The organism is Pseudoalteromonas sp. SANK 73390 (assembly GCF_054966645.1).
This window is the reverse complement of sequence record NZ_ARPN01000049.1, coordinates 26,052-45,883: the sequence shown is the minus strand read 5'-3', so window position 1 is coordinate 45,883 and position 19,832 is coordinate 26,052. Positions and strand designations below refer to the sequence as shown.

Sequence of the window (19,832 nt, the reverse complement as noted above, 5' to 3'; positions counted from 1 at the left end):
TCTATGTGTGCCTTAGGGCGCATTTTCTGCATCTTTGAATAGTTGGGTCGGTCTGGATAGCATTGGCGTCTAGCTGGGTTTCACAATCACAGCAGTAGCCAAATTGCCCTATGTCAATTTGGCAAAGGGCAGCTTCAAGTTTTAAAAGTCTTTGAACATGTGGGTATTGCTGTGGGTTTATATGCTCAGCAGTAATATCTAGCCACTTTGCGGGCGAACTTTGTTCTAACAATTTTGCAAGTTCGCCTGCAAAGTTTTGGCTCGACTGTTTCAGTTCAGCTAACAATGCTTGTCTAACAGTAAATAATTCGCACTCTAACTGGTCTTGAAAGTGTCTTGTTTGCTTTGAATTCATAGTTGCTCTCCTGTGAGCAACTATTATCATCAGCTTTAAAAAAAGTTATTATGATTTGAATCAAGAGATGGACATTTTGCGTATTTCTCAAGCACTAAGACGACATCATCTTTGTACTTTAGGGTTTTAATTTCATCAAATAACTCATGTGCTTGAGGGTACTGGCGTTTCAAATAGCCTAACCACTGTTTGGTACGTGCTGAGAAATATTTTTCGCTTACAGTTGAGTCTTGATGCATTGATGAATGTAAAATGTGATAAATCACATTTTCCCAACTAAGTGTATTGTGGGTGTGATTATGTATTTTTGCTTTAATTTTTGCTGCTAAATCAGGCATTGCAAGTGCGCCTCGGCCCAGCATTAAATCTTCACAGCCACTTCTTTGTTGGCACAGCAGGGCATCTTCTACCTGCCAAATTTCACCATTGGCAATAACAGGAATGTGAACCCTAGATAATAAAGGGGGAATTTTCTCCCAATATGCAGGTGGTTTATAACCATCACGTTTGGTTCTTGCATGTATAGCAAGGCTTGAAGCGCCAGCGCTTTGTACTGCATCAACGATTTCGTTACTGTTGCTGTCGTCATCGAAACCCAAACGTATTTTTGCGCTTACCGCATGTTCATTCGGTACAGCTTCTCTAACGGCTTTAATTATTTGATACATTTGTTCTGGTTCTTTAAGCAAGACTGCACCGCCTTTACTCTTATTAACGGTTTTGGCCGGGCAACCAAAGTTTAGGTCAACACCATGAGAGCCGAGTTTCACCGCTTTTCTTGCATTTGCAGCGAGTGCATGAGGTACTTGCCCCAATAACTGTACTCTAACAGGGGTGCCTGATCTGGTTTTGCCTTGATTGAGTAACTCAGGGCAGTATCTAGTAAAAACACGTCTGGGCAACGTTAAATCTACTACACGGATAAATTCAGTAACACATAAGTCAAAGCCGCCAAGATCGGTCAGTAACTGACGCATTTTAAAGTCTACAACGCCTTCCATTGGGGCTAATACTAGTTTCATGTTGCTCAATATGTGGACCAAAAGGCGGCTATTCTAAACGAGTCTTAGATATTTTCTAAGTGTAAATTTGCTTTTTTTAAGTTTATGGTGAAATATTTTTAGTTCACGTATGGTCTTGTTCAATGAATCGTTTATTTTAAAAAGAGAATCTGTCATGAATACAATTAAAAAGAACTCTATCGCGTTAACGTTAGGTGCTGTTGTTATTGGTACTGCTGGTCTAACTGCTGGTGAAGCACAAGCTAACCCATTTGCATTTGAAGCTATGACTGCTGGTTATCAGCTAGATGGTGCTGAAGGCAAGTGCGGCGAAGGTAAATGCGGTGAAAGCAAAGGTAAAAAAGAAGGCAAGTGCGGCGAAGGCAAATGTGGTTCTAATTAATCGCTAATAAATACTGCATATAGAGCAGCTTTGGTTGCTCTGGCTTTTTATGAGGTAAGTAATGCAAATAAATAAGCTTGGCGATATTGGGCTGGGGCTCAGAAGAGAAATGCTTGATGACTTTCTCGTTGACACTCCCTCTGAGGCTCGGTTTTTCGAAGTTGCGCCAGAAAATTGGCTTAAAATGGGTGGTAAATATGGACGACAGTTTAAACAACTAACCGATAAGCACAAGTTTATTTGCCATGGCTTATCATTATCTTTAGGTTCTCCAGCACCGTTAGATATTGCATTTGTCAAAGCGCTTAAACAGTTTTTCCACGAGCATCGCATTGAGCTTTACAGTGAGCATTTGAGTTATTGCTCAGGAACAGGACATATGTATGACTTAATGCCAATCCCATTTACGCAAGAGGCGGTTAGGCATGTTGCAAAGCGGGTTAAGCAAGTACAAGATATTTTAGAGCAGCGAATTGCTCTGGAAAACGTCTCTTATTATGCCGCGCCAGGTCAGCAAATGTCGGAACAAGCTTTTACATTAGCAGTATTAGAGGAAGCTGACTGTGATTTATTGTTAGATGTTAACAATATTTATGTTAACAGTATTAATCATGGTTATGATGCGCTTGAGTTTTTAAAAGCAATGCCAACCAAGCGTATTGTTTATGGCCATGTTGCCGGTCATTACCAAGAGGAAGAAGACTTGTTAATAGACACGCATGGTGCCCCAGTATGCGATCCCGTTTGGCAATTACTGCAGCAGGCTTATCAGCATCATGGTGTTTTTTCAACGTTACTTGAACGAGACTTTAATATTCCTAATATAACAGAGCTACAAAGTGAACTTTTGCATATTCAGCACTTGCAAAAACCATTTTTAGGTCAAGTTAAAGGAGTAGCATAGTGTCCTTTATCGATGTTCAAAGTAAATTTATGGCGCATATTCGTAACCCCGAGCATGCCAAAGCCCCAAATGATGTTGAAGATAGGCGTCTTAATATTTATCGAGAACTATTTTTTAATAACATTGAAGGTTTTGTCTCTTCAGCATTCCCTGTACTAAAAAGTTTATATTGTGAAGCTACTTGGCGAGCCTTGATTCGCCAGTTTTTTGTTGATCATGACTGCCAGTCTCCTTATTTTCTTGAAATAAGCCAAGAGTTTTTACATTTCTTACAGTTTGAATATGAGCCAACTTCTTTTGACCCCGTATTTATGTTGGAACTGGCACACTATGAGTGGTCAGAGTTAGATGTTGCAGTTTGTCAAAGTACAAACGACTATGTACCAGTAACCGATATTCAGCAACAACCCTTATACTTTAAAGATACAGCAAGAAACTTAAGCTATTCGTTTCCTGTACATCAGGTAAGCACTGAGTTTCAGCCGCAAGAGGCAAGCGAACAACCTTATTACTTTGTGATTTATCGTGATGAAGAGGAGGAGGTGACCTTTTTGTCTTCAAATGCAATGACTGCGATGCTATTGCAAATCATTGAGCAAAACCCAGCAATTAGCTTGGCTGATTTGGTGGGGCAAGTGCACCATCAGCTACCACAATTTAGTTATGAACAGTTGTATGGTGGCGCAGAGCAAACTTTATCTGCATTTACAAAAATGGACATTATTGCCAGCAAAAACGCACAATAGCACTTTATCCTAGCTGGCTTATCGATTATTATGTGCGCCGTTTTGTCGTGCTTAATTAAGGTAGTATTATGTCTAAAGGTGAATTTAAAGACCCGTTCAATGCAACATACTTTATTGCGTTCTTGGCAGTTTTTGTTGGGATTGGATGCTTAAATGCAATTCTTGGCTGGGCGAGTGTGTTGGCTGCTTAAAGCATTATTTTTTATTGAAAAGGCTGCAATTGCAGCCTTTTTGTATGTTTATAAGGCGTTCTGCCTCGTTTACTCGAGAATCCCTGCTCATAGCATTCCATGTTTGGTCAATCTTGTTATAATCAGTTTTTTAAAAGTTTATTTAACAAAGCGTGCCTAACATGACACAAGTTAATTCGTCGATAATAAAAGACAGTATTGTTACGATCCCTGATTACCCAAAGCCGGGCATTATGTTTCGTGATGTAACAACGCTCATGGCTAGCCCCATAGCGTTCCAAGCAACCATAAACAGTTTTGTTGCAGCATATAAAGACAAAGGCTTTACTAAAATCATTGGTACAGAGTCTCGTGGTTTTATTTTTGGTGCGCCTTTATCGTATGCCTTAGGTATTCCGTTTATTCCAGTACGTAAACCAGGTAAGTTACCACGTGAGGTTATTTCTCAAGCTTATCAACTTGAATACGGCGAAGATATTTTAGAGTTACATACTGATGCGGTTGTTGAAGGTGACAAAGTGTTACTGGTTGATGATTTACTTGCAACAGGTGGCACTATTGAAGCAACGGCTAAATTAGTATCACGCCTTGGTGGCAATGCAACAGATGCTGCGTTCGTTGTATCTTTACCTGAGCTCGGTGGTGAAAAGCGTGTTGTCGATATGGGCATTAACGTACTAAAGCTTGTTGAGTTCGAAGGCGAATAATATGAGTTATCAAGTCCTAGCTAGAAAGTGGCGCCCACAAACCTTCCATCAATTGGTAGGTCAGCAGCATGTCAAACAGGCATTAGTTAATGCGCTGAATGAACAGCGATTGCATCACGCTTACTTATTTACTGGGACTCGGGGCGTTGGTAAGACTACCATCGCCCGTATTTTTGCCAAAAGCCTTAACTGCGACCAAGGAATTACATCAAACCCATGTGGGCAGTGCAGTAGTTGTCAAGATATTGAAGCTGGTAAGTTTATTGACTTAATTGAAATTGATGCCGCGTCACGTACAAAAGTTGAAGACACTCGCGAGATTTTAGATAACGTGCAATATGCACCGACACGTGGCCGTTACAAAGTGTATTTGATAGATGAAGTACACATGCTCTCCAAGCACAGTTTTAATGCTTTATTAAAAACCCTAGAAGAGCCACCAGAGCATGTGAAGTTTTTGCTCGCTACGACCGACCCACAAAAGCTGCCAGTGACGATTCTCTCTCGCTGTTTGCAATTTAACCTTAATGCAATGTCGCAGCACGACATCATCACCCAGCTGAGTGATATATTGCCCAAAGAGCAAGTTAAATTTGAAGATCAAGCACTGCATGCATTAGCCAAAGCCGCTGATGGTAGTATGCGAGATGCACTGAGCTTAACCGATCAAGCAATTGCACAAACTAATAGCGATTTAACATTGAGTGCAGTTCAACAAATGCTGGGTTTGATGGACGGTGCACATGCGATAACTTTACTTTCAGCTATTATTTGCCAAGAAGCACAAGCTTTAATGCAAGCAGTTGACAATATCGCAACTCAAAATGGTAATTTTATCAGTGTGCTAGATGATTTGATTGCATTAACACATGCCATGCAACTAGCTCAATTAGTGCCACAAGCTGCAAGGCTTAGTGATTTTGACCCACAGGATGTAACAACGTTAGCGCAACAAATTGGTCCTGAAAAAGTACAGCTTTTCTATCAATTATTGCTCAATGGCAAACGAGACTTAAAATGGGCACCAGAGCAGAAGCTTGGGTTTGAAATGCTGATGTTGCGTTTGTTAGCTTTTGAAAAGACAAATTTACACAGTGCCTCAGTTGAACAAGTATCATCGACTGAGCAAGCAAACAATAAAGTGGGTGGATTGCGTGCGTTGTTAAATAAATCTAGCGACGCCACTCAAATGAGTGACACAACGCAATCCACAACTCAGCAAATGATACAAGAGCAAGATATGTATCCTGCGACTGTTAAACCAACAGAAGTATCAGAGTCGGTAACCAATCAAACTATTCCAGAGACAGAGTCTCAAGGTAATCTACAAAAAGCAACTGTATCGCAAACGGTTGAGCAAAGTGCAGCTACAAATCATATTCTACAACAAGAACACCCGCAGCATGACGATATAAGTGATGATGAGCGTGCGCAGCAACAAGAGTACGCTGTACAATATGAACAAGTGATGGCACAAGCGAATGAACAGGGCTTTGTAGATAATGCAGCAGCTAACCAACATCAAACGCCTAGCCTGAGCCCGGAGCCCTCTACTGGGCAAAGTGAACAAGCTCAGCAGCAAGATGTTGCACCACATATCGCAGACAAAGAGCAACAAGCACAATCTGCTATTGCGCGTATTTTGCAAAATAGAAAAATCTCAGGGGCGGGGCAGTTATTGCAAGGGCAGGGTGATGAGGCAAAAAAGCCTCAGGCGCAGCAAGCGCCAACAAGCCAAACAACACCGGTTAAGAAAAAGCCTGACTTTAAAACGCGACATAAAACGGATGAAAGCAAGTTAGCACCTGAGCTATTACAGCAAATAGCGCCAACTACTAACAGTAAAAAAGTTGAGCCTGTTGAGCCAAGCATTCCAGTACCAAATGACTTTAGTAGCCCGATCAGCGAAATCAAATTTGCTCATCAACAAGACGAGTGGGCACATTTAATTAAGCGAATGGGGTTGGGTGGTAGAATGCGTCAATTTGCACTGCATTCTATTTTTACCAAAGATCAAAACCAATTTAAGTTAGAGGTAGATCAAAGCCAACAACACTTAGATAGCCCCATGTTGCGGCAAAAATTGATTGCTTCACTTAGTGAAATCTATGGCTATGAGATACAGATTGATATTAGTTTTGCTCCCGGCGTAATTGATTCGCCTTATTTAATACAACAAAAAATTGATGCTGAGCGCTATCAGCAAGCCGTTGATGTCATTAATCAAGACTCAAATATTGTCCAGTTTGTACAAGAATTTGATGCAACGGTCGACGAAAATACAGTTCAGGCATTGTAATCAGTTACAATAGCCCTTATCTTTTAGCCAAATTAAATTTATGTAAGAGAGCATATTATGTTTAAAGGTGGAATGGGTAACATGATGAAGCAAGCGCAGCAAATGCAAGAGCGCATGCAAAAAGCCCAAGAAGACATTAAAACCTTAGAAGTAACTGGCGAAGCTGGTGCAGGTTTAGTCAAAGTTACTATGTTAGGTAGCCACAATGTACGCCGTGTTGAAATTGACGAAAGCCTAATGGAAGACGACAAAGACATGATCGAAGACTTACTGGCAGCAGCAGTAAATGATGCAGTACGTCGTGTAGGTGAAGAGTCAGAAAAGAAAATGGCTGAAGTAACCGGTGGTATGCAGTTACCACCAGGTATGAAAATGCCGTTCTAATTAAGAATTATATAAAATAGCGCCGTTTGGCGCTATTTTTTTGTCTGAAATTTGGGGTAGCAAAGAGCTGTTATATTTATGGTTTAAATGAAGTTTTAACTAAATGCAGTTGGTCTTTATTTTAAACGAAAGTTAATTTGTATTTGCCCAGCTCTTGCTGGTAATTTCGCAGCGTATTGCACGCTATTGGCTTTTTAAAAACTCCATTGTCCAATTGGTTTCCCAAGTTTTACCATTATCTTTTGAAAAAGCCTGCTCCCATCGAGGTTTACTTGGGACTAATGAACCCCACATAAACCTAACTTTTATTCTTACTCCATTGAGAATATCATCAGCATAAAACAGTCCAACTCCCTCATTAAAGCTACCCATAACTGGGACATCCAATGCGTCTGGGAATCGACTATCCAGCCACCAAATTGACCAGGAATTGGTTTCCGCGTTATAAGAGCGAAGTGCAACGGCTCTAAATGATGCATCTGGGAATTCAAGATATACATCTTCTAAATTACCAAAGCCACCAAGCGTCTTTATTGTTGATGATCTTCCCTTGAATTCAGTCCACTCATTACTGCCATTGAGTATCTCTTTCAATCTTCGATGATTTACAGTCCAATCACCCATTATAAAGTCAAAGTCTTTTGGTGCGTTTGCTTCTAGCCCTGTTTGCATAATTTCCCTATGAATTAGTTGAATAATTTTTCAGGGAATTACACATGCAACTGTATTTATGTACAGTTATTTGCTGCGTATAATAAAGGCTCAAAAGCATCGGCGGGCACTTAGGCTCATATTGAAATGATGTTGAAGAACTTGCAGCATAGATACAGTATTAGGACTTTTAAGTTTGAGTGAATATCCCCGTTAGAGGTAATTCTTATGATAAACTGAGGCGACAACTATCCTGACACAGGGAGATACTGCTCTTTTATATTAACGACTTGTACTATGGCAGATAAACCGCTTTACGAATACAAGTAATAAGCTGAACCATACCAAGGACTCTGCAATATGTGGGTCTCTTGTCATAAACCCTTTTAGGTTATTTCATGATTTAAACTCCTTGAAATAACTAAAGGGGTCAAATCACTTGTTTTATGATTAATTATTGCGTATGGGCCTCTTAAAAAGAAAAGCGAACGTTTTATCGATAGTATCATTTTTTGCTAATGACCTTGGGCTTAGCAATTGCTTGTCATAATTTCGTCACTGTGTCGTCACTACAGTATCGTGATTTCGTCATTATTTGTTTTATAAAAGGTAATAATCAGTCTGTATCTTGTGCGACTTGTTAATTTTAGTCGTTCACCAAGAAGTAGACGTACCAATGAAAAAGCCTCTTTCAACCTGTTTTGCCGCAGCACTTGCTTTGGCAGGATTGACCCATTTTATACCATCACAAGCACAGCCGTTAATTTATGATACCGAAGTAAAAGTTGTAACTGCCAATTTATGGCATGACTTAAGCTCAAAAGCGCACTATTACCAAGTAGGCGTTGCAGAGTTTAAACATTTGGATGCCGATATTATCTTTACTCAAGAAGCCGATGGGGCCAATGCGAGGTTGGCAAAAGATTTAGATATGAACTTATGGCAAGGCGATCATTCAACAAGCTCGTTGGGTATTTTATCAAAATTTCCGATTAAGCGAGTGCTAGAGGGTGATGTAAGCGGCAGCCATATAGGTGCCATTTTAGATGTTAATGGCAGAGATGTTGCCGTTTGGTCAAACCACTGGAATTACACGCAATATGTTTCTTATGATGCACGCGGTGGTAACGGCAGTAATTGGCAAGCAAGAAAACACTGTAATGCTGTTAGTGATAGTAGTCAGTTGGATGGGCTTAATGACCAGTCACAGCGCCCAGCACAAGCTGCTAGTTTACTGGGCGCTTTGACGCCATACATAGCAAGTGGCATGCCGGTGATAATGGGTGGAGATACCAACGAGCCAAGCGGTTTAGATTGGACGCCTGTGACAGCAAATATGTTTGATCATAAAGGCACGGTTTATGACTTTAAATCTCATCGTATCATTCGTGCAGGCGGCCTAACCGACAGTTACCGCAAGCTTTATCCAAATCCTGTTACTCATCCCGGGATAACGTGGCCGTTTAGACAAGAAGATAGCTGGACCAAAGGCAGCACTTACATTAAAGAGTGTGGCAGAGCATTAGATGACAGAGATCGAATCGATTTTATTTATTATAATAAAGACACTCAAGGTGTAGCGTTAAAAAGTGCAGCATTTGTAGGGCCTCGTTTTAGTACTTATTTTAAAGGGCCCGATGGTCAAGATAATCATTATAATTGGCAGGATCCACATGTTGGAAGATTGGTAAACAACGTCACTCAAACACCAGAGTACGAAATTTATGACTTTCCTTCTGATCACTTGTGGTACCAAAGCACTTTTGTGATTAAAACTCCATCTAATCAGAGTTCGGCTGACTCACTAGATCGAAATGTGCAGTTTGACGGTGTTGCATTAAAGGCTGAGGGTAAAGATTTACAAGTTAGGTTTACTTTAACAAATACCCAATACTTTGGGGCCGACACCGATTACTACGTTAATGTGTCTACTGATAGTGCAAGCCCGTCAGATAGCAGCGGTGGCCGTGTTTTAGTTGATAGTACACAGGTAAATAAAACGTTCTCACTTACTATTGCAAATAGCTTCTTAGTGAATAATTTTGAGCAAAAACAAATTCAACTGCGTTTATTTCATAAAAACGGCGCCTCACCTAGGGTTGATGCGGTATACGAATTGAGTTGGTCAGATGTGAGTGCTGTGCTTGATTTAGGCAATAATACTGCAACTGCAATTAAGACCTCGAAAAGTATTTACACAGAAAGCGAAAGTATTATTGCAAACTTCACTCATGCACCGGGTAATCCTCAAGATTGGCTTGGTATTTATTACAAGGGTAACCCAAGTGATGGCTCTGTATACTCTATTGATTGGCAATATATTAATGGTGAAACCTCAGGGAGTCGTACCTTTGTAGGGCTTGCAGCTGGCGAGTATTCATTAAGAGTGTTCGAGAACAACGGTTATACATTGCTAGCCGAAACTAGCTTTTCAGTGCAGTGATCCATCTTTAACTGATTTTTCATTATAAGTTGGTGAGTTAACGTAATGTTGGCTCACTTTCTCTTGTTTAAAGCCTCGTTATTTTTAGTCTAAAACTTCGTCACTTTGAAGGGCTATTGACTGTGTGGTGTACTCTAGCCAATGGTTATGGTACTTTTTGCAGTATTATTTAATGCTTTGCTGATAAGCTCAGCAGAACCAATTAGAAAACTCTATTTTATGCAATTATCACCTAGTTTAACCGCACTTATTGAAGCGTTGCGCTGCTTGCCGGGCATTGGCCCAAAATCGGCGCAAAGAATTGCTTTTCACCTACTAGAACGAGACCGCGATGGCGGTACCCAGTTAGGTAATTGTTTGACCAAAGCGATGCAAACAATCGGTCATTGTGAGTCATGTAGAACGTTCTCAGAAAGTGCGCAGTGCGATATATGCCAAAGTATTAAACGCCAAGATAGCCGTTTGCTCTGTATAGTTGAGTCTCCAACTGATGTGTTGGCGATAGAACAAACCGGTCAATATCAAGGACTATATTTTGTTTTGATGGGGCATTTGTCTCCTATTGATGGTATTGGGCCAAAAGAGATTGGCTTGGATGTTTTGGAGCAAAAGCTATCACTGGGTAATATTGATGAAGTGATCTTGGCGACCAACCCTACAGTTGAAGGAGAGGCTACAGCGCACTTTATAAATGAGCTATGTCAAAAGTATCAGGCACAAGCGTCACGTATTGCTCATGGTATGCCAGTAGGCGGAGAGCTTGATTTAGTTGATGGAATGACACTGATGCATGCGTTTTCTGGTCGTCGTAATTTAGATTAATAGCTATGTTGATTGGCGTTTGATGTCACTTTTGGTATTGAACGCTTAACTTCTTAAATTAATTTTTATAAGTCCCTTGAAGTTAAAAAACTCTCCCCCATATCCCTTGGTATATCAATTGTGCATTACTTGGTTATATCGGAGAGAACAATGACCGCAGCTCAAAAAGAAACATTAGGCTTTCAAACAGAAGTCAAACAATTACTAAACCTAATGATCCATTCTTTGTATTCAAACAAAGAGATCTTTTTACGTGAACTGGTGTCAAATGCATCTGACGCAGCAGACAAATTACGTTTTTTAGCCTTATCAAACGGCGATTTATATAACGGTGACGCAGACCTTCGTGTTCGCGTAAGCATCGATAAAGACGCCAACACCATTACTATTTCTGACAATGGTATTGGTATGACACGCGATGAAGTGATTAGTGCACTCGGTACTATCGCAAAATCTGGCACAGCAGAGTTTTTTCAAAACCTAACAGGTGACCAAGCGCAAGATTCGCAACTAATTGGTCAGTTTGGTGTTGGTTTCTATTCTGCATTTATTGTGGCAGATGCAGTGACTGTAACGACTCGCAAAGCAGGTGAAGAAACTGCGGTTGAATGGCACTCAAAAGGTGAAGGCGATTACACTATTGCTGAAGTTAGCAAAGACAGTCGTGGTACAGATATTGTGCTGCACCTTCGTGAAGACGAAAAAGAGTTTTTAGATGACTTTAGACTACGCGGTATTGTTACTAAGTATTCAGACCATATTTCTATTCCTGTAGAAATGTATAAAGAGCCTGTACCAGAGTCAGAAGGTCCTGAAGGTGAAAAAATTGAAGCAGTACCTGGTGAGTGGGAAGCAATTAACCGTGCTACAGCGCTGTGGACTCGCGATAAGTCTGAAATCAGTGAAGAAGAGTATAAAGAGTTTTACAAGCATGTAGGCCATGATTGGGAAGAGCCATTAACATGGGCACATAACAAAGTAGAAGGTAAAACTGAGTATACAAGTTTACTTTATATTCCTAAAAAAGCACCGTTTGATATGTTTAACCGCGAACGTCAGAGCGGCCTAAAACTATATGTACAGCGTGTATTTATTATGGATGACGCTGAGCAGTTTATGCCAAGTTACTTACGTTTTGTTAAGGGCTTATTAGATTCAAACGACCTTCCATTAAACGTATCGCGTGAAATATTACAAGATAATAAGATCACACAGGCAATTCGTAAGGGTTGTACGTCACGTGTGCTGAAAATGCTTGAGCGTATGGGTAAGAACAAAGCTGAAGAGTATCAAACATTCTGGAATGAATTTGGTCAAGTGATCAAAGAAGGTCCAGCAGAAGATGCAACTAACAAAGAAACTATTGCTAAATTATTACGCTTTAGTTCAACACATACCGATGAAACGACTCAGAATGTATCACTTGAGCAATATATTGAGCGTATGAAAGAAGGCCAAGATAAAATTTACTATGTGGTTGCAGATAGCTTTGAAGCGGCTAAAAGTTCTCCACACCTTGAGATCTTCCGTAAAAAAGGCATCGAAGTACTATTACTTGCTGACCGTGTAGATGAATGGATGATGAGCCACTTAACTGAGTTTGCTGAAAAGCAATTCCAGTCAATTACTCGTGGTGATTTAGACTTAGGCGACTTAGATGATGAAGAAGCTAAAAAAGCACAAGAAGAAAGCGAAAAAGAAGTAGAAGGTTTAGTTGAACGTGTTAAAACAGTACTTGCGGATAAAGTAAAAGAAGTGCGTTTTACTCACCGCTTAACTGACTCACCAGCCTGTGTTGTTGCTGATGAGCATGACATGAGTTCTCAAATGCAAAAATTAATGGAGTCAGTGGGCCAAGCTGTTCCAGATTCAAAGCCTGTATTTGAGCTAAACCCTGAGCACCAATTGGTTAAGCATCTAAATGTAGAGCAAGACGAAGATAAATTTGCTCAGTGGTCTGAAGTTTTGCTAGACCAAGCATTACTCGCTGAACGTGGTAGTCTAAAAGACCCAGCTGGGTTTGTGACGCGTTTGAATAAATTAATGCTTGATTTAAGTAAATAAGCATTATCAAAAGTATTGAAAGGGGCTAAGTAGCCCCTTTTTTGTGCCTAATTTAATATTAAACTCAGCAATTAGTATAAGTCGCTTGAGAATCTTACACGCATGTGAAAAAATTTAGACAATTTCAAACAAACCCCGATACGAGGAACATAATTATGCGCATTATCCTTCTAGGCGCGCCGGGTGCAGGTAAAGGCACTCAAGCACAGTTTTTAATGGACAAATACGGTATTCCACAAATCTCTACTGGTGACATGCTACGTGCTGCTATTAAAGAGGGAACACCTCTTGGTCTAGAAGCTAAAAAAGTAATGGATGCAGGTCAATTGGTTTCTGATGAAATTATCATTGGTCTTGTAAAAGAGCGTATTACTAAAGAAGACTGTGCAAAGGGTTTCTTGTTAGATGGATTCCCTCGTACTATTCCTCAAGCAGATGCAATGAAAGACAATGGCATTAGTATTGATCATGTGATTGAGTTTGATGTAGCGGATGAAATCATCGTAGAGCGTATGGGTGGACGTCGCGTTCACCCAGGTTCTGGTCGTGTTTATCATGTTGTTTACAACCCAGCTAAAGTTGAAGGCAAAGATGACGTAACAGGCGAAGATTTAATTATTCGTGATGACGATGTTGAAGAAACAGTACGTAAGCGTTTAGGTATTTACCATGACCAAACTAAACCACTGGTATCTTATTATCAAGCGGAGGCTGACGCTGGCAATACTCAATACCACAGGCTTGATGGTACTCAGGCCGTTGACGCGGTAAGTCAGCAACTAGCACAATTGCTAGGCTAACAAATAGCTAATAAGCATGTGCATTGTTTGCACATGCTTATTGTTAATATCCTCACTATAAACTTATCATAAAAAACTATTTACAGGTTTTTTCAATTAGCTGAAATTTTTTATAAAGTTAAAAATAATAACGAGTAGAGTATTTAAGCGTTCATGCTTTATCTGAGCGTATTTAAAAATACTTCTACTTAGCAAGTTTATAGCAGTGCGGTTTCAACTTAGTGGTTGTGACAAAGACTGTTTTTGTGATGACTTTACGACATCTATATTTTTCCTTGCAATAGCCATAAAACAGACATTTTAAGTGTTAATGTTTAGCAAATAATAAAAAATATGCCCGTAAAGACGAGCATTGTATGGTAGTTGATATTGAATTTATAGTGCTTTTAGTTTGGTAATTACATTATCGTAGTTAGGCTCGGTTGCTAAGTCTTCAACGAGTTGTTTATAAACAATTTGGTGCTCTTTATTTAGTATAAATACGGCGCGGCTTAGCAGGCCCATATCTTTAATATACAAACCATAGTTTTTCCCAAAATCATGCCATACGGAATCAGATAAGGTCTGAACTTTATCAATGTTTTGTGCTTGGCAGAAGCGCTTTTGGGCAAAAGGCAGATCTGCACTTATTGTGAGCATTACCACACCTTTGTATTCGCCTGCTACCTTCTCGTTAAAGTGTTTTGTTTGTAAACTGCAAATACCGGTATCTAAGCTTGGCACAACACTGATCAAAACCGCTTTTCCAGAAAAGCTATCAAGTGTAACTGGGACAAATGAGTCATCAACTACTTTAAAGTTAGGTGCTTTTTGCCCAACTTCGACACCATTGCCTAGTAAGGTAACATGCTTGCCATTTGCACTCACCTTAGCATTATCAATTTGGTTTTCACCTAAATCTATAGCAAACAATGGGGTAGAGATTAAAGTGAGCGCAAAAATTACTGCTTTATTCATAATCTGAGTCCTAAGTCAATTATCGTAATCTATAAGAGTGTATTATACTGTTAATTGTGAACCAAGCTTATGGTAGGAATTACGTTGTAAATCAATGATGAATTTATTAACATGAGCTGCTAAAACAAGCGATATTTTATTATCGTAACCTAAAAACAACAAATGCAACCATTGCATAACATCTCATTGGTGGAATGGTTTGTCAATGTAAGAGAGCTTTTATGTCAACATTGGTTTTAATATGTGATGACTCGAAATTAGCGCGCCGACAATTAGCGCGTTCGTTGCCCAATGATTGGGATATAAAAGTGGAGTTTGCTGAGCACGGTATTGATTGCCTAGAAAAAATTAAACAATTCTCACCTGAAATCCTGTTTCTCGACCTCAATATGCCGCAAATGGATGGTTACGGTGTTTTAGAGGCTGTTAGAGATCAAGATTTGAATGTGCTCACCGTGGTTGTATCTGGTGACATTCAGCCCAATGCACATCAGCGAGTTATCGAGCTGGGTGCGATAGACTTTATTCGCAAACCATGCGATGCGAATAAATTGATTGAGATTATTGAGCACCATGGCATTCGCGATAGGTCAATCAGGGAAAGCCTAGTTCATAAACTGGGTGAGCAACTTGAGCCGGAAATCCGAGACATCTACCAAGAGTTAACAAATGTGGCGATGGGGCAAGCCGGCGATCTATTGGCGCGATTGCTAAATGTGTTTGTAGAACTACCTATTCCTAATGTTAATGTTTTGGAAGTGAGTGAATTACACATGGCCTTGCAAGCGATTGATGCAAGTGCTAGTACATCAGGTGTATGCCAAGGCTTTATTGGCGGTGGTGTGTCAGGAGAGGCGCTATTGTTGCTTAATGATTCTAGCTTTAAAGAAGTTGCGTCATTAATGAATTACCATGGTGAATTAACTGATAAAGTAGAGCTTGAGTTGCTAATGGATATTAGTAACATCTTGATTGGTGCTATTTTAACTGGTCTGTCGAAGCAGCTTGATATGCCTTTTAGTCAAGGGCATCCTGTGGTTTTGGGTCAACACTGTGATGTGTCAGACTTAGTGAAAGCAAACAAAAACAGGTGGAAGCGTACATTGGCAATAGAAATAAGCTATGGTATTGAAAACCACAACATTAATTGTGACTTAATGCTTTTGTTTACGGAAGACTCTTTAAAAACATTAAAATACAAAGTTGCTTACCTTTTAGAAGATTAAAACTATGCCCTCTGCTGATTTTGAAATGAATGAAATACACTGGTTAATGGATATGTTCAATACCGTTGATGTTGGTTTAGTGGTGTTGGATAGACAGTATCGGGTGTGTGTGTGGAATGGTTTTATGGAAAATCATTCAGGGTTATTACCCAGTGCAGTAAAAGATAAAGATATTTTTGATATTTTTCCTAGTATTGATGAGCAGTGGTTCCGTTCTAAAACCGAGTCGGTGTTTGTATTAAAAAACCGCTCTTTTACTATATGGGAGCAACAACCTTATATTTTTCGCTTTAAAAATTACCGGCCGATAACTGGTAAAGCGGATTATATGTACCAAAACTCGACCATTATTCCTTTGTCTACGTTAACTGGTGAAGTAGGGCATATTTGTATTATCATTTACGATGTAACTGATGAAGCGATGAATAAAGTCGAACTAGAGAAAGTAAACCAAGAGCTTGAGCGAATTAGTCGTACAGATAGTTTAACGCAGCTTTCTAACCGAGGCTATTGGGAGGCGGGATTGCGCAACGAGTTCATGCGCCTTAAGCGCAGTAAAGGTTCTAGCTCTTTGTTAATGTTTGATATTGATCATTTTAAGCGTGTTAATGATGAATATGGTCATAGTGGTGGAGATGAAGCGATTAGACACATATCGGATCTGCTGAAGAAAACATTACGTGAAACAGATACCGCAGGTCGATATGGAGGAGAAGAGTTTGCTGTTACTTTAGTTGATACTGATGCTGAAGGAGCAATGATATTTGCTGAGCGATTGCGTAGCCTAATTGAAAAGTCTTCTATTTATTATGATGAACAAAAAATAAACATTACAGTAAGCGTGGGGTTTGCGACCTATAGTGATGACTTTAGTAAACATGAGCAATGGATTGAAGCGGCTGATATGGCTTTGTATCACTCTAAAGAGAACGGGCGAAATCAAGTTACGCAATTTACGTCAGAGTTGAAAAAATAGCCTAGCAAAGTGGAAAACCAAAACTATTTATTTGAATGACTTTGTGGCACTGGCTTACATAGTGCCACTTATTTTTTAATCGTCACCACCTTCAACTGGGCATTGTGCAATAATTTGTTTTTTACCCTCTTCATCTACTTGTTCAAGCCTGACATTAAAACCCCAAAGTCGGTATAGGTGCTTTAAAACTTCACTTTTGGACTCAGCCAATGGAATGCCATTATGAGGTACATACCTTAATGTGAGAGAGCGGTCACCTCTAACATCGACATCGTACACCTGAATATTTGGCTCGTTGTTACTCAGATTGTACTGAGCCGATAAAGAAGATCTTACTTTTTGATAGCCTTCATCATTATGTATTGCGCCAACTTCCAAGTGTGGATTCTTATGGTCATCAATAATGGTAAACAATTTAAACTCACGAATTAACTTAGGGGATAAAAACTGGCTGATAAAACTTTCATCCTTAAAGTTTTCCATGGCAAAATGTAGTGTATCTAACCAATTGCTTCCAGCAAACTCAGGAAACCATACTGTGTCTTCTTCAGTTGGGTTTTCACAAATTCGTCTAATATCAACCATCATGTTAAAGCCCAGTGCATAAGGGTTTATGCCAGAGTAGAACTTGCTATTGTATGGCGGTTGATAAACTACATTGGTATGACTTTGCAGAAACTCTATCATGAATGCATCTGATATTTTCCCCTCATCGTACAGGTGATTCAAAATAGTGTAATGCCAGAATGTAGCCCAACCTTCATTCATTACTTGTGTTTGGCGTTGTGGGTAGAAGTATTGCGAAATTTTTCTAACAATACGAATGATTTCACGTTGCCAAGAATCCAATAAAGGCGCATTCTTTTCGATAAAATACAGAATGTTTTCTTGAGGCTCGCTAGGGAAGCGAACCTTCTTCATACGCTCTTCTTGAGGGTTAACTGGAATGGTACGCCATAGTTCGTTAACTTGTGATTGAAGGTAGTCTTCCCGCTCTTTTTGCCTTTTTTGCTCTTCATACATTGAAATTTGTTGTGGTCGTTTGTAGCGGTCAACGCCATAATTCATCAATGCGTGGCATGAATCGAGAAGATTTTCAACTTCGTCGATACCATATTTTTCTTCACATTGAGCAATATAGTTTTTGGCAAATACTAAGTAATCAATAATGGATGAAGCATCGGTCCAAGTTTTAAATAAATAGTTACCTTTAAAAAATGAATTGTGTCCATAACATGCATGGGCCATAACCAACGCCTGCATGGGCAAAGTATTCTCTTCCATCAAATAAGCGATACAGGGGTTTGAGTTAATGACAATCTCATAAGCCAAGCCCATTTGTCCGCGTTTATAATTTTGCTCTGTTGAAATAAACTTTTTGCCATAAGACCAATGGCTGTAACCTATTGGCATACCAACACTGGAATATGCATCCATCATTTGTTCGGCGGTTATCACCTCGATTTGATTTGGGTATGTGTCTAATCTGTAATGCTCTGCAACCCGGGCAATCTCTGTTTGGTACTCTGTGAGCAAGTCAAATGTCCAATCAGGCCCATCATTCATTGGGTTATAACTCATAAGCTCCCTCCAATGTGGCTAAGCTGCGCCTTGTTGTTGACGGTTTTTCTTAAATAGTTCTCTAAAGATTGGATAAATATCTTCAACGGAACGAATATGTTGCATAGCAAAATTGTCATGTGTGTTCGCAATTGCTTGATATTCTCGCCATAGGCTTTGATGTGCACGCGTTGTGATCTCGATATAAGCATAATACCTAACAGCTTTAAGCAGTTTATTCGTCATAATCTCTGTGCAGTGCGGTGAGTCATCAGCCCAGTTATCCCCATCAGATGCCTGTGCTGCGTATATGTTCCAATCGCCTTGCGAATATCGCTTTTTAACTATTTCATCCATCAGCTTAAGTGCACTAGATACAATGGTGCCTCCGGTTTCTTGCGAGTAAAAGAACTCTTGCTCATCTACCTCTTTAGCTTGTGTATGATGCCTGATGTACACAACCTCAATATCTTTATAAGTTCGAGTAAGGAATTGATATAATAAAATGTAAAAACGTTTTGCCATATCTTTAGTCGCTTGGTCCATTGAACCCGATACGTCCATTAAGCAAAACATCACTGCTTTGCTCGTTGGGTGTGGTTTTTTTTCATAATTTCTAAAGCGAAGATCATAGTTATCAATAAATGGCACCGCAGCAATTTTTTGCTTAAGTTCAGCAATTTCAGTTTCAAGCTCGGTAATTTTTTGTTGAGGAGGAACAGGCTCTTTTAGCAATGCAGCCAGTTCTTCTTGCGCTTGTGTTAATCTTCTTCTCTTACTTGCTGACATAGCAACTCTGCGAGCTAAAGAACCTCTTAAAGAGCGAACGATGTCTAAATTGCTAGGCATACCATCGTTACAGAACCCTGCTCGATGCGTTTTCATTTGTACGAGTTTATCAAGTTGACTTTGTTGCAAGTTCGGAAGTTCTAAATCTTCAAATAGTAGATCCAGATACTCGTCTTTTGAAATAGAAAATACAAAGTCGTCTTCGCCTTCACCTTGATCGCTAGCATCGCCAGGTCCAGACCCTCCACCTTGGCCAGCAGGAGGGCGTTGTATTTTATCACCAGTACTAAATTGGTCATTGCCTGGGTGGATCATATCCCTATCACCCCCTTTACCTTGATGAAAAGTCGGTTCACTGATATCTCGCTGCGGAATAGAAATACTCTCTCCGCTACTAGTATCAGTGACACTACGCTTGTTAATAGCGTCTGACACCGCTTCTTTTATTTGCTTTTTATAGCGCCTAATGAAGCGTTGTCGATTCAAGGTACTCTTATTTTTACCGTTCAGGCGACGGTCTATAAAATGCGCCATAAATCACCCTCTCAGTTTCT

The 19,832-nt window shown here is 39.8% G+C and carries 18 protein-coding genes and 1 pseudogene; 13 read left to right on the top strand and 6 right to left on the bottom strand.

Translation table 11 applies throughout. The features are described from left to right. Position 1: 1 nt before the first annotated feature. Entirely contained in the window at positions 2 to 355 is a 354-nt protein-coding gene (locus SANK73390_RS05935; RefSeq protein ID WP_462764623.1) for a conjugal transfer protein TraR, read from the bottom strand. Positions 356 to 390: 35 nt separating this feature from the next. Beyond that, positions 391 to 1,377: a tRNA-dihydrouridine synthase gene (locus tag SANK73390_RS05930; RefSeq protein ID WP_462764622.1), complete on the bottom strand. Its 987-nt coding sequence runs from the start codon at positions 1,375 to 1,377 to the stop codon at positions 391 to 393. Positions 1,378 to 1,531: 154 nt separating this feature from the next. Between SANK73390_RS05930 and SANK73390_RS05925 the strand changes: the two are divergent. The 7 genes and pseudogenes from SANK73390_RS05925 to SANK73390_RS05895 form a co-directional block, all read left to right on the top strand. Further along, positions 1,532 to 1,756: pseudogene (locus tag SANK73390_RS05925) on the top strand (HvfA family oxazolone/thioamide-modified RiPP metallophore); the annotation flags it as partial. 64 nt (positions 1,757 to 1,820) lie between these two features. Continuing rightward, positions 1,821 to 2,663 (top strand): HvfB family MNIO-type RiPP peptide maturase, encoded by an 843-nt coding sequence (locus SANK73390_RS05920; protein WP_462764621.1) that lies wholly within the window; start codon positions 1,821 to 1,823, stop codon positions 2,661 to 2,663. Beyond that, positions 2,663 to 3,409: an HvfC family RiPP maturation protein gene (locus tag SANK73390_RS05915; RefSeq protein WP_462764620.1), complete on the top strand. Its 747-nt coding sequence runs from the start codon at positions 2,663 to 2,665 to the stop codon at positions 3,407 to 3,409. Before SANK73390_RS05920 ends, SANK73390_RS05915 begins: the two co-directional genes overlap by 1 nt. A gap of 68 nt (positions 3,410 to 3,477) precedes the next feature. After that, positions 3,478 to 3,600: a hypothetical protein gene (locus SANK73390_RS05910; RefSeq protein ID WP_261625799.1), complete on the top strand. Its 123-nt coding sequence runs from the start codon at positions 3,478 to 3,480 to the stop codon at positions 3,598 to 3,600. A 161-nt stretch (positions 3,601 to 3,761) separates the two neighbouring features. Continuing rightward, positions 3,762 to 4,307 carry an adenine phosphoribosyltransferase gene (gene apt / locus SANK73390_RS05905; RefSeq protein ID WP_462764619.1) on the top strand — a complete coding sequence of 182 codons (546 nt, stop codon included), beginning with the start codon at positions 3,762 to 3,764 and terminating at the stop codon, positions 4,305 to 4,307. A gap of 1 nt (position 4,308) precedes the next feature. Further along, positions 4,309 to 6,606: a DNA polymerase III subunit gamma/tau gene (dnaX, locus tag SANK73390_RS05900; protein ID WP_462764618.1), complete on the top strand. Its 2,298-nt coding sequence runs from the start codon at positions 4,309 to 4,311 to the stop codon at positions 6,604 to 6,606. Between the two features lie 57 nt (positions 6,607 to 6,663). Further along, the gene (locus tag SANK73390_RS05895; protein WP_462764616.1) at positions 6,664 to 6,990 is read left to right on the top strand and encodes a YbaB/EbfC family nucleoid-associated protein; all 327 of its coding nucleotides are present in this window, start codon (positions 6,664 to 6,666) and stop codon (positions 6,988 to 6,990) included. Positions 6,991 to 7,173: 183 nt separating this feature from the next. Here SANK73390_RS05895 and SANK73390_RS05890 read toward each other — a convergent pair whose 3' ends face one another. Next, on the bottom strand, positions 7,174 to 7,662 hold the full coding sequence (locus SANK73390_RS05890) for a DUF1579 domain-containing protein (protein WP_462764614.1): 489 nt from the start codon (positions 7,660 to 7,662) through the stop codon (positions 7,174 to 7,176). A 655-nt stretch (positions 7,663 to 8,317) separates the two neighbouring features. Here SANK73390_RS05890 and SANK73390_RS05885 point away from each other — a divergent pair. From SANK73390_RS05885 to adk, 4 genes are all read left to right on the top strand, one after another. Beyond that, on the top strand, positions 8,318 to 10,084 hold the full coding sequence (locus SANK73390_RS05885) for an endonuclease/exonuclease/phosphatase family protein (RefSeq protein ID WP_462764612.1): 1,767 nt from the start codon (positions 8,318 to 8,320) through the stop codon (positions 10,082 to 10,084). A gap of 219 nt (positions 10,085 to 10,303) precedes the next feature. After that, positions 10,304 to 10,906, top strand: a complete 603-nt coding sequence (gene recR / locus SANK73390_RS05880; protein WP_261592715.1) for a recombination mediator RecR — start codon at positions 10,304 to 10,306, stop codon at positions 10,904 to 10,906. A gap of 150 nt (positions 10,907 to 11,056) precedes the next feature. Next, the gene (htpG, locus tag SANK73390_RS05875; RefSeq protein ID WP_261592716.1) at positions 11,057 to 12,970 is read left to right on the top strand and encodes a molecular chaperone HtpG; all 1,914 of its coding nucleotides are present in this window, start codon (positions 11,057 to 11,059) and stop codon (positions 12,968 to 12,970) included. A 155-nt stretch (positions 12,971 to 13,125) separates the two neighbouring features. Further along, positions 13,126 to 13,770 (top strand): adenylate kinase, encoded by a 645-nt coding sequence (gene adk / locus SANK73390_RS05870; protein WP_261592717.1) that lies wholly within the window; start codon positions 13,126 to 13,128, stop codon positions 13,768 to 13,770. A 375-nt stretch (positions 13,771 to 14,145) separates the two neighbouring features. Here adk and tpx read toward each other — a convergent pair whose 3' ends face one another. Then, complete coding sequence (tpx, locus tag SANK73390_RS05865) at positions 14,146 to 14,727, bottom strand: thiol peroxidase (RefSeq protein WP_462764609.1); 582 nt, start codon at positions 14,725 to 14,727, stop codon at positions 14,146 to 14,148. Positions 14,728 to 14,948: 221 nt separating this feature from the next. Here tpx and SANK73390_RS05860 point away from each other — a divergent pair, with 221 nt between their 5' ends. Then, the gene (locus SANK73390_RS05860) at positions 14,949 to 15,953 is read left to right on the top strand and encodes a response regulator (RefSeq protein WP_462764607.1); all 1,005 of its coding nucleotides are present in this window, start codon (positions 14,949 to 14,951) and stop codon (positions 15,951 to 15,953) included. Positions 15,954 to 15,957: 4 nt separating this feature from the next. Beyond that, positions 15,958 to 16,929 (top strand): sensor domain-containing diguanylate cyclase, encoded by a 972-nt coding sequence (locus SANK73390_RS05855; RefSeq protein ID WP_261592720.1) that lies wholly within the window; start codon positions 15,958 to 15,960, stop codon positions 16,927 to 16,929. Positions 16,930 to 17,004: 75 nt separating this feature from the next. Here the strand turns inward: SANK73390_RS05855 and SANK73390_RS05850 are convergent, their stop codons facing one another. Both SANK73390_RS05850 and SANK73390_RS05845 read right to left on the bottom strand, forming a co-directional pair. Next, a complete protein-coding gene (locus tag SANK73390_RS05850) occupies positions 17,005 to 18,510 on the bottom strand; it encodes a SpoVR family protein (protein WP_462764605.1) in 1,506 nt (501 codons plus the stop codon). A gap of 18 nt (positions 18,511 to 18,528) precedes the next feature. Next, positions 18,529 to 19,812 carry a YeaH/YhbH family protein gene (locus tag SANK73390_RS05845; protein ID WP_462764604.1) on the bottom strand — a complete coding sequence of 428 codons (1,284 nt, stop codon included), beginning with the start codon at positions 19,810 to 19,812 and terminating at the stop codon, positions 18,529 to 18,531. Positions 19,813 to 19,832: the final 20 nt, after the last annotated feature.